At 55.2% G+C, this 6,295-nt stretch carries 5 protein-coding genes; 1 reads left to right on the top strand and 4 read right to left on the bottom strand.

Annotation, left to right across the window (positions count from 1 at the left end; genetic code table 11):
- Positions 1-104 precede the first annotated feature (104 nt).
- Positions 105-935, top strand: coding sequence for a sensor histidine kinase KdpD (locus EI28_RS07950; RefSeq protein WP_048114089.1), 831 nt, complete (start codon positions 105-107; stop codon positions 933-935).
- On the opposite strand, the gene EI28_RS07945 is transcribed toward EI28_RS07950, so the two are convergent.
- From EI28_RS07945 to EI28_RS13180, 4 genes are all read right to left on the bottom strand, one after another.
- Complete coding sequence (locus EI28_RS07945; protein WP_255342090.1) at positions 936-3,245, bottom strand: HEAT repeat domain-containing protein; 2,310 nt, start codon at positions 3,243-3,245, stop codon at positions 936-938.
- An 11-nt stretch (positions 3,246-3,256) separates the two neighbouring features.
- On the bottom strand, positions 3,257-3,853 hold the full coding sequence (locus EI28_RS14825) for a HEAT repeat domain-containing protein (RefSeq protein WP_052379704.1): 597 nt from the start codon (positions 3,851-3,853) through the stop codon (positions 3,257-3,259).
- Positions 3,854-3,920: 67 nt separating this feature from the next.
- Complete coding sequence (locus EI28_RS07935; RefSeq protein ID WP_052379703.1) at positions 3,921-4,283, bottom strand: response regulator; 363 nt, start codon at positions 4,281-4,283, stop codon at positions 3,921-3,923.
- 280 nt (positions 4,284-4,563) lie between these two features.
- Complete coding sequence (locus EI28_RS13180) at positions 4,564-6,048, bottom strand: ATP-binding protein (protein ID WP_155937310.1); 1,485 nt, start codon at positions 6,046-6,048, stop codon at positions 4,564-4,566.
- Positions 6,049-6,295 lie beyond the last annotated feature (247 nt).

The following is a 6,295-nucleotide window of genomic DNA, read 5'->3' as shown; positions in this document are numbered from 1 at the left end:
GGAATATGGGTTGAGACTATCCATACCCGGGCGCATCCCTTGAATGCGCTGCTCCTTCGAAAGAAAAGTAGTTGAAACGAACACTTACAGGTACTCCCAAGCGCATGCCATACGACGATCAAGTAAAGAAGCCCGGTGTAACAACTGATGTCCCCGAGGAGAGATCCGCAGCAACTGTCCTGGAGAGCGAAGTTGAACTGAGAACCAATTTCCTCTCGGTCGCAGCACACGAACTCAGGACACCCCTCCAGCCCATTTTAGGCTACCTCTACCTCATGATCGAAAGCCCCGACCGGTTCGGATTGAATGAGGAGGGTGTGCAATTTTTGAATGCCATCCTTGAGTGCGCAAACCGGATGGCCGATATCGTAAACAGGACCCTCGTCGTGAGCTTCGCTGACGCCGGGCGAAAACCAGTACATCCCTGCCAGGGGGTTGTATCGCTCGAAAGACTTGCCATGGACGTCGTTCGGGCATGCAATACCGGAGATGGCACGACATATTCCATCGATATACCTCCGGACACGACGATCGAGACCGATTGGAAGTATCTCTACGAAGCATTGTACGAGATCTGTGTCAATGCGGTGAAGTATTCAGACCCCCCGCGCCATGTCACCCTCAGGTATGACGAGGACTCAAAAGCCCACATCGTCTCTGTATCCGATAACGGCCCCGGCATGGATGAAGAAACTCTGAAGAACCTATTCCAGCCGTTTTATATTGGTGATCGAAACAACCTCTCTAGGTCGTGCGGACGCCTCGGACTCGGGCTTACCATTGCAGAGAGGGATATCGAGATAGTGGGGGGAACCATCTCAGTCGACAGCGCTTTGCACCAGGGAAGTACGTTCACCATCCGGATCCCCAGGCGCCCCCATGAACCCGATGACGCATGCAGGGTTCCTGCGGTAGACACTCCTGCCGACAGGTGATTACGATACAGGAGGGGGATCGTTGTCCCTCTCCTCCGGTGCAGTGGCCCGGTCTTCCTTCTTATTGATGAGGCTGATAACTTTCATCGCTGCATAGACTCTTTTTACCGGAAGGTCGCCCCCCCGCCTGAGCAAAGCCCTGATCGATTGGACCGTCTCACCGTCCCCGATCTGCTCGAGGATCGTGACCGCTCCATCCTGGATCTCCTTATCTGTGTCGAAGAGCGCATCGATGAGGGTGCCTGTGGCCTCTTTGCCGAGTGCAGCAACCTCATCCCATCTCTTGTGCACCAGCAGCGCTGTTGCGCGCTCCTCAGGGTGGTGCGGCTCCCACCCGCTCATTTCAAGCGCTGAAAGCACTTCCCGCCGGATGGAGAAGCTGCCGAAACGAAGGAGCGGGGCGAGATGAGAGATTGCCTTCTCCTCGCCAAGAAGGAGTTTTAAGGTGTTGATGGTGTTACGCCGGATAACCGGGTCGTCGTCTTTGAGGAGAACGGCCACGCGCGACCTCCAGTAATCGACCAGTTTCAGTAAGGATGACAGGGCAGCTGACGCTACATCCGGTTCAGCATCCTCAAGCGCAAGGAGCAATGCACGGACGGCTTCATCATCTTCAAATTCAGCAAGAGTTGCAATGGCAAGAGTACGTGTTCCGGGATCGGGGCTGCTCGTCAGGTCGCAGAGCGGACGGACTGCGCTGGCAGGCCTGAGAGTCGCAATCGACTCGGCAGCACGCCGTTTCACCTCGAACACCGGGTCATCAAGTGCGACGATCAGGGCACTGGAGGCACGCAAGTCGCCGAGCATTCCCAGAGACAGCGCTGCACGCCACTGGATCTCCGGGTCCGGATCGACCAGCGCGTTCATCAGCGGCCGAACGCCCCGGGTGTCCCCGAGTTTGCCCAGTGTTTCAGCGGCCTTGAGTCGTAGTATCGGATCCGCATCGGGATCGGCCAGCGCCTTGATATAATAGTCAAGGCCCGGCACCACGTCATCCGCTGCCCGGGGCGCGTTCCGTGCTCTGGGGCCGGTATCACCCTCTGTGTTCTCATCGGGCTTAGCCTCTTTTTGGTCGGCGGCACCCGGTTTTCCGTCGTGCACATCCTCCGGGATCAGCAGGGGTTTAGGATCCTGTGTCTTCGAAACCGGGCTTTTGATCAGTCCGAGGCGCCGTATCTCCTTCCAATCTTCTTTCGCAATGAGGTAAGCCAACTGTTCTTTCGCGTTTGCTGGTTTCCAGCCTATCGCATCGAGCGCCTTTGCCGCCGAAAGCCGCACTTCCGTATCCTGGTCTTCGAAACGCGCGATAAGCGGCTGAACCGCTGCCCTCGCCCTCCGTCTGCCAAGCACCTTGGAAGCCTCCCTTCGTATTCGAGCGTCAGGATCGCTTAACGCCTGGATGAAGAGGTCGGTCGTCTTGGCTCGGGGATACGGGCGGAGCGCCCGTACCGCCTGCATCCGGACTTCAGGTTCAGGATTGGCGAAGAATGAGGGCAACACTGATAGAAATCGGGCATCCTTGAGATGGCCCATCGCCTGAATTGCACTCAGGCGAACCTCGGGATGTTCGTCATCGGCCGCAGCAAGAACGGCCGCAATGGAGCGTTCCGATTGTAGCCGCCCCAGCGCTGTTATCGAGCATTTGCGAAGTTCTACGTCTCCCGCCCCGAATGCCCTGACTAGAGCATCCACAGCGCCCGTGTCTCCGATCTCTCCGAGCGCAAGCGCGGCGGCACTCGCAACGCGCTCGTCCGCATCTTCAAGCGCTGCAATGAGCGGTTCGACCGCCCGTCTATCGCGGCCGTGACCGAGTAGCGAGGCCGTTCTCCATCTGATATCCGGATCCGGGTTCTGCAGCAGCCTGATCAGCGGTTCAGTTGCAAGACTGCCGATTATTTTGAGAGCCTTTGTTATGTCATCTCTCTCTGCAGCCTGCCGCTCCTGCAGTTCCCGGGCAAGGGGGGCAACACCGTGCATCTTAAGCCGCACCAGGCCAATCCAGTCGTCCTTTGCGCTCAAAAACAGGATCTGTTGGTAAATTGTCCTGGGTTTCCAGTTCAGCCGCTCCAGCGCCCCCGCTGCTACTTTGCGGGTGCCCAGAAAATTGCACTCGAGAGCGTGAACCAGCGCGCGAACCGATCTGGCGTCCCCTATCTCGGCCAGGGCAGCGGCAGCCTCGTAGCCGACGACTTCCACAGGATCGTCGAGGGCCTTCTGGAGATGCTCGACAGCGTACCGGCTCCTCGCTTCACCGAGAAGTCGTGCCGCATGCATCCGGACGTCGAAATATTCGTCGCCGAGCGCCCAGATCAGAACGTCGATCAGTTGCCTGCTGTAGCGCGAAACCTCCTTCCAATCTCTTTTGGCAAACGCAAAAACTCCTTTTTCTCTTGGGTCGCCGGGTTTCCACCTGCACGCTTCCAGGGACTCCGCGGCTTTGGCTCTGATTCCCGGGCGCCGGTCGAGCAGTCTCTCTCGTAGTGCTGCAACCGCACCGCGGTCACCAAGCTCCCCAGCGCCCAGATTGCCGCGGTTTTGATCTCCTGGTCGCCATCCGAGAGGCACAGGACGATGGGTCTCGTCGCCCTTCGGTCGCGAATCTTCCCGAGAGCCCAGAGTGCCTGGAGTCGTGCGGTCTCGTCGGGATCGCCCAGGAGATGAATGAGCGCTTCCGTTGCGCGGGGATCGCCGATAGAGCCAAGGGACTCTGCAGCCTTCCACCGGACGTCCGGATCACGATCGGACAGCAGATCAATGAGAGGCTCGACTGCCTCGCCGGCCAGCAGTTCCCCGAGGCCTCCGGCTGCCATCCACCGGATATCTTTTTCATTGTCTTTAAGTGCGGCTATCAGGCCGTTGATGTCTCTCTTTGAGATAAAACTGGCAATATCAGCAACATCAGCGCGAAAAAGTTTCATAATGCATCTCCGGGGAGAAAACTATCCAGATGTTGTCCCGTTCCTCCCTAACGGTACAAATCCGCCATCAGGTGTAGCGTGCGATGATCTCTTTCAACTGTGCCGGTTCGACAGGTTTGACGATAACTTCGGCGACACTGTCCGCATAAGGCGCAAACTCCTCGTTATTCAACCTTAATGCCGAGAGGATCACAACCGGGACATTTGACGCTCCAGGAACTTTTCTCCGCTCCTCCAGAAATTCCAAGCCGCTCATCGGGGACATCATGAGGTCGAGGAGGATCAGTGCGGGAGGATTGTCCCGGAGCATCTCAAGGCCCTTTACAGGATCGTTTACTAAGATCGGAGAGTACCCAAACGATTTTATCAGCAGATTGAAGATTCGAAGAATTTTTTCGTCGTCATCAACAACCAGTATCTCTTTCGTCATATCGATGCCCACCCTTTAATCCGTTCCCGAATGCCTGCAATCCCGTAAAGGAACCCGACTTGACATTAGTTTATCATGAAATATTATATATACGTATGCATTCATTGATGAAACAAAATGGCGCTTTTTTACACTTTCTTCGTTTCAAGTACATTTAGCGTATCAAAACAGCAATGGCAGGGTTTGCTGTAGACAGATCAGGCACAGCAGGGTGAATGCTGCACGGCGTGAAGAAATCCTTCAATAGAAGAACATTGCCGGGAAAAACAGCGTATTTACACTAATTCATGCCGGACTGTTGCCCCGGTGACGCCACACCATCCCCGGCACGCCTGTACGATCCTTCCGGAACGAGAATCTCGAAACGGGCACCTTTCCCCGGAGTGCCCGTCTCCCTGATGGTGAGATTGGTGATGGAGAGTACCACGCGCGCAAGGAAAAGCCCATACCCGTTGTTTTTGTAGTATTCTCGCTTAAAGATTGCCTCCTTGAGATGTTCGGGAACCCCGACACCGTCATCTTCGCAGACGATCACCATACCGGAACCCTTCTTCTGCGTTGAGAATGCGATACGTGTCGTTTGTTTTCCATGATTGACGGCGTTCATCGCAAGGTTATAAATCACTCGCTCAAGGAGGGGATCGGCATAGACCTCCACGGGGTCGATTACCGTAGTGATCGTCACCCCGGCCGGGGTGACGGTGGCCAACCCCCTGGCGATCATATCCTGAAGGTTCTGCCAGACCGGTTCCTTGATCCCGATGTTCTGGTAATCCCTGGCGAACTCCACCTGTTCGCATAAGGTGTGGGTGAGAGCATTAATCTCACCGACATACTCCGTCAAAGGCTGGGTTCCGGGTGCCGCCTGCCTGACTATTTCAACGTAACCCGAAAGAACCTGGATTGTGTTCAGCAGGTCGTGCTGTGTTAACTTGCTGATGAGCTGAAGCTTGGTATTGACCAAGGTAAGAGATGTGTTTGCCTGCTCCAGTTGAGCCCGGGTGTCGTATGCCTGCGTCACGTCGCGCGCAGACTCGATGGCCCCAACGACCTCACCCTGGTGATTGCGAAGGGGAGTCGCAATCGCCCAGAGAACCACCCTCCTCCCGTAAAGATTGTCAACCTCGATATCCCCGGACAATACCCCATCGATGTTCCGGACGTTTGGATACTTCTCCCTGAGCAGTTCCTGATTGTTCTTGAGTATGGCGTCGATCAGGAGAGGAAAACGCTTGCCGAAGAGGCAATACGCGTGTTCGTAATTACCCTTGCCTACGACCTCGCCGTGTCCGATACCGGTCAGTCTCTCCATCGCATGGTTCCAGACAACGATCCGACCCTCTAGGTCCACGGCGAATGTGGCATCCGGAAGAAAGTTGATGATGTGATTCAGGTTTTGTTCGGATGCGGCAAGTGCCTCTTTTGTACGCTGTTGACTGGCCGATAGGGTGGAGATGACGGCTGCTATGAATATGAAGAGAATAAACCGCATAAACGCCCCGGAGATGTGCTCCAGCTCCCGGGTATAGGAAAAGATCAGAACGACGTAGAGGCATGAGATTGCAACCGAGAACACAAAGCCTCTTCTGGCATAAAAAAAGCATGCAAGGACAATCGGGAGATAGAAAAAGTTCTGGAAAATGAAGTATAAACCTGAGTTGAGCGAGTAGAGGCTGACGATGACGGCAATGGCGCTGCTCACCAGAACCAGAATAGCCGGGGCTAAGTCGGAGTCGCCGGGGTGGAAATGGAGATGTTTATTCATAAGGCCCAACTTTAAACACAACTGGAGATGATCTGTCTGCTGCACCGTCCCACTGCCGCGTTCATTTCGTGAAGGCAACAGTACGGGTGCCGAACAGGACTCCACCTCGCAGAAATAAGGGATTTTACCCGTCAGTTCACTGCCATGCTTCCCCTGCTCATCCAGATTGATGAACGAACTGCAGAAGTTGATTACTAAATCGTTTGACAACTATTTAAACATTATTTTTGGAGATGCTCCCAGAACT

The sequence above is a fragment of the Methanoculleus sp. MH98A genome (genome assembly GCF_000691865.1).
Classification (GTDB): Archaea; Halobacteriota; Methanomicrobia; order Methanomicrobiales; family Methanoculleaceae; genus Methanoculleus.
The sequence above is the reverse complement of the archived record's forward strand: the minus strand, read 5'-3'. Positions and strand labels throughout refer to the sequence as shown.